At 71.1% G+C, this 3,200-nt stretch carries 4 protein-coding genes and 1 pseudogene; 3 read left to right on the forward strand and 2 right to left on the reverse strand.

Annotated elements, in window-relative coordinates; translation table 11 throughout:
• Positions 1-117: 117 nt before the first annotated feature.
• Positions 118-609, reverse strand: coding sequence for an Lrp/AsnC family transcriptional regulator (locus AC27KI_RS21575; protein ID WP_487115754.1), 492 nt, complete (start codon positions 607-609; stop codon positions 118-120).
• 96 nt (positions 610-705) lie between these two features.
• Here AC27KI_RS21575 and AC27KI_RS21580 point away from each other — a divergent pair, with 96 nt between their 5' ends.
• Positions 706-1,674, forward strand: a complete 969-nt coding sequence (locus tag AC27KI_RS21580; RefSeq protein WP_487090604.1) for a threonine ammonia-lyase — start codon at positions 706-708, stop codon at positions 1,672-1,674.
• Between the two features lie 103 nt (positions 1,675-1,777).
• Here AC27KI_RS21580 and AC27KI_RS21585 read toward each other — a convergent pair whose 3' ends face one another.
• Positions 1,778-2,308 carry an OmpA family protein gene (locus AC27KI_RS21585; RefSeq protein WP_284428370.1) on the reverse strand — a complete coding sequence of 177 codons (531 nt, stop codon included), beginning with the start codon at positions 2,306-2,308 and terminating at the stop codon, positions 1,778-1,780.
• Positions 2,309-2,366: 58 nt separating this feature from the next.
• On the opposite strand from AC27KI_RS21585, the gene AC27KI_RS21590 reads away from it, so the two are divergent.
• Together AC27KI_RS21590 and AC27KI_RS21595 are read left to right on the forward strand one after the other, a co-directional pair.
• Positions 2,367-2,963, forward strand: a complete 597-nt coding sequence (locus AC27KI_RS21590) for a gamma-glutamylcyclotransferase (protein WP_487115756.1) — start codon at positions 2,367-2,369, stop codon at positions 2,961-2,963.
• A gap of 31 nt (positions 2,964-2,994) precedes the next feature.
• A pseudogene (locus tag AC27KI_RS21595) lies at positions 2,995-3,200 on the forward strand (pyridoxamine 5'-phosphate oxidase); the annotation flags it as partial.

The raw sequence follows: 3,200 nt of genomic DNA on the forward strand, positions 1-3,200 counted from the left end.
CGCGCCGAGGTCGGGCGCGCCGGCGCGGCGATGCTGCTCGGGCTGATGCGCGGCGCGCCCACCGGGCCGGGATGCGTCGAGCTGGGCTACGAACTCGTCGTGCGCGGCAGCACCTGATCACCGATCCAGCGCGGGGATGGCCAGCGGTGCGCCGCGCTGGTGCGCATCCAGAACGATCTGCGTGGTGAAGCTGCGCACGTTGGGGTCGTGCAGCAGGCACGCCTCGCAGAAGGCCTCGTACGCCGCCAGATCGGGCACGATGACGATCAGCACGTAGTCGACGCTGCCGGCCACGCCGTAGCATTGCTGCACCTCGCCGCGCTGTCCCACGGTCTCGCGGAAGGCCCGCGTGGCGCGTGCCGACTCGTCGATCAGGTCGACCTGCACGATGGCCGTGATGCCCAGGCCCAGCCGGGTGCAATCGAGCTGGGCGGTCTCGGCCTGGATGACGCCCGCCTCCCGCAGGCGCTTCAACCGCCTTTGCACCGCCGCGGCGGACAGGCCGACGCGCGCGCCGATCTGCTCGCTGGGCACGCGGGTGTCCCGCTGGTAGAGGTCGAGGATCTGGCGGTCGAAGGCGTCGAGGGGCATGGCGTCGGAGGGTTGCACGAAGGCCGCGTGGAAGGCGCCCACAATGCGGCGAGGCGGCGCTGGCGGGGGCGCAATCGCGGCCTGGCCCACCGCCCCGGTTTGCATACTTTGGGCATGACCATTATCGACACCCCCCACCGCCTCTCGCTGCGCAACATCGAGCGCGCGGCCTCCCTGATCGACCCCGTGTTTCTCCACAGCCCGCAGTACGAATGCGAGCCGCTCAGCCAGGCGCTGGGCGCCGCCCTGACGCTCAAGGTCGAAACGCTGAACCCGCTGCGCTCGTTCAAGGGGCGCGGCGCCGACTTCTTTCTCAAGGACAACGCGGCGGCGCTGGCCGGCCGGCTCCTGGTCTGCGCCACGGCCGGCAATTGGGGGCAGGCCATGGCCTATGTGTGCCGCGCCCGCGGCTGGCCGCTGGTGGTCTATACCGCCACCACCGCCAATGCCTTCAAGGTCGAGCGGATGCGCGCGATGGGCGCGGAGGTGCGCCTGCACAGCGACGACTTCGACACCGCCAAGGAAGAGGCCCGGCGCTTTTGCGCGTCCTCCGGCGCGTTGCTGGTCGAGGATGGGCTGGAGACCCAAATCAGCGAAGGCGCCGGCACCATCGCCCGCGAACTGCTGGCGCGCGATGCCTTCGATGCCCTGCTGGTGCCGCTGGGCAATGGCGCCCTGCTCAATGGCATGGGCCTGTGGACGAAGGCCCGTGCGCCGGCCACGCGGGTGATCGGCGTTTGCGCGGAAGGCGCGGATGCCATGGCCGCCTCCTGGAAGGCGCGCCGGCTGATCGAGCGGCCCGCCACGCAGACCATCGCCGATGGCATCGCGGTCCGGCGGCCCGTTCCCCAGGCGCTGGACGACATGCAAGGCCTGGTGGACGACGTGCTGCTGGTGAGCGATGCGGCCATCCGGCGCGCGATGCAGCTGGTGTTCCAGACGGCCGGCTTGATGGTCGAGCCTGCCGGCATCGTCGGCGTGGCCGCGGTGATGGAACACCCCGCGCTGCGCTCGCAGAAGCTGGCGACCGTGCTGTGCGGCAGCAACCTCACCCCGCAGCAGATCGTGCAGTGGCTGCATTGAGGCCCCTTTCGGGAACGCGTCGCCCAAAGAAAAAGCCCGGCGGACCGGGCTTGCTGTCGAGGGATCGGAGGACGCGGCCGGCGGCCACTCCCTCACGCCCGGATCAAAGCGGTGCCAGCGTGACCTCGACGCGGCGGGCTTCGGCGTTGCTGCCGCCGGCCTGCGTGACGGCGGGCTTGCGCAGGTCGATCTTGTCTTCGGGCACGCCGGCCGTCTTGAGCGCGTCGCGCACGGCCAGGGCGCGGTCCTTGGCCAGCTGCGCGTTGGCGGCGGCGTCGCCCGTGGCATCGTGGTAACCGGAGACCACCACCGAGCGGCCTTCGGCCACGGCACGCGACACGTCGGCCAGGGCCGGTGCGGCACCGGGTGCCAGGTCGGCACGGCCCGTGGCGAAGTAGAAGCGGACCACGCCGCCATCCACCACCACGCGGGCCACTTCGTCCTCGGCCACCACCAGCGTGCCGGCGGGTGCGACCACCACGGCGGCGGGCTCGACCACCGGCGCGCGCGCCAGGCTGCGCTGCTTGTACACCGTCACGCCCACCACCGAGGACACCACCAGGGCAATCAACGCGAACAGGAACCCGAGGGCAAAACGTTGCTGGCTGTCGTCATCGGAACTGCTGAAGGCCATGGGAAGAACTCCGTAAAGTAAATAATGGGGGCTGAAGACAACCCGCGATTGTAGAGTCATGACGCCGCTGCCCGCCCCCTTGCGCGACCCCGCCCCCCTGCTCCAGCGCACCCTGGACGAATGGGGCGGCCTGGACGATCTGTGGATCTTCGGCTACGGCTCGCTGATCTGGCGGCCCGATTTCGACTTCGCCGAACAGCGCCCGGCCCGCGTGCACGGCTGGCACCGCGCCCTCAAGATGTGGAGCCGCATCAACCGCGGCACGCCCGAGCGGCCCGGCCTGGTGTTCGGCATGCTCTCGGGCGGCAGCTGCCGCGGCATGGTGTTCCGCGTGGACCGCGAGCACGCCCGCCAGACCATGGTCAACCTCTGGCAGCGCGAGATGGCGCTGGCGGTGTACGACCCGCGCTGGCTGCCGTGCCAGACGCCCCAGGGCACGGTGCGCGCCCTCGCCTTCACGCTGTCGCGCCGCAGCCCGAGCCACGCCGGTGTGCTGCCGGACGACGAATACCGCCGCATCTTCGAGCAGGCCACCGGCATCTACGGCACCACCCGCGACTACGCCCAGGCCACCTACGACGAACTGCGCCGCCTGGGCATCCACGACCGGGCGCTGGGCAAGCTGCTGGCGCTGGCGCCCGGCCACAAGCGCTGACCCACGGCGCGCGCCGGGGCACAATCGCCCGATGAGCAGCAGCCCCCTTTCCTCCTCCATCGCCGACCTGCGCAAGAGCTACGAGCGCGCGGAACTGAGCGAAGACGCCTCCCTGGCCGACCCGCTGGCCCAATTCGACCAGTGGCTGCAGCAGGCCCTGGCCGCCCAAGTGCCCGAGCCCAACGCCCATGACCCTAGCCACCGTGGGGCCCGATCTGCGGCCCAGCACGCGCATCG

This window comes from Acidovorax sp. KPB24-03 (assembly GCF_057546605.1).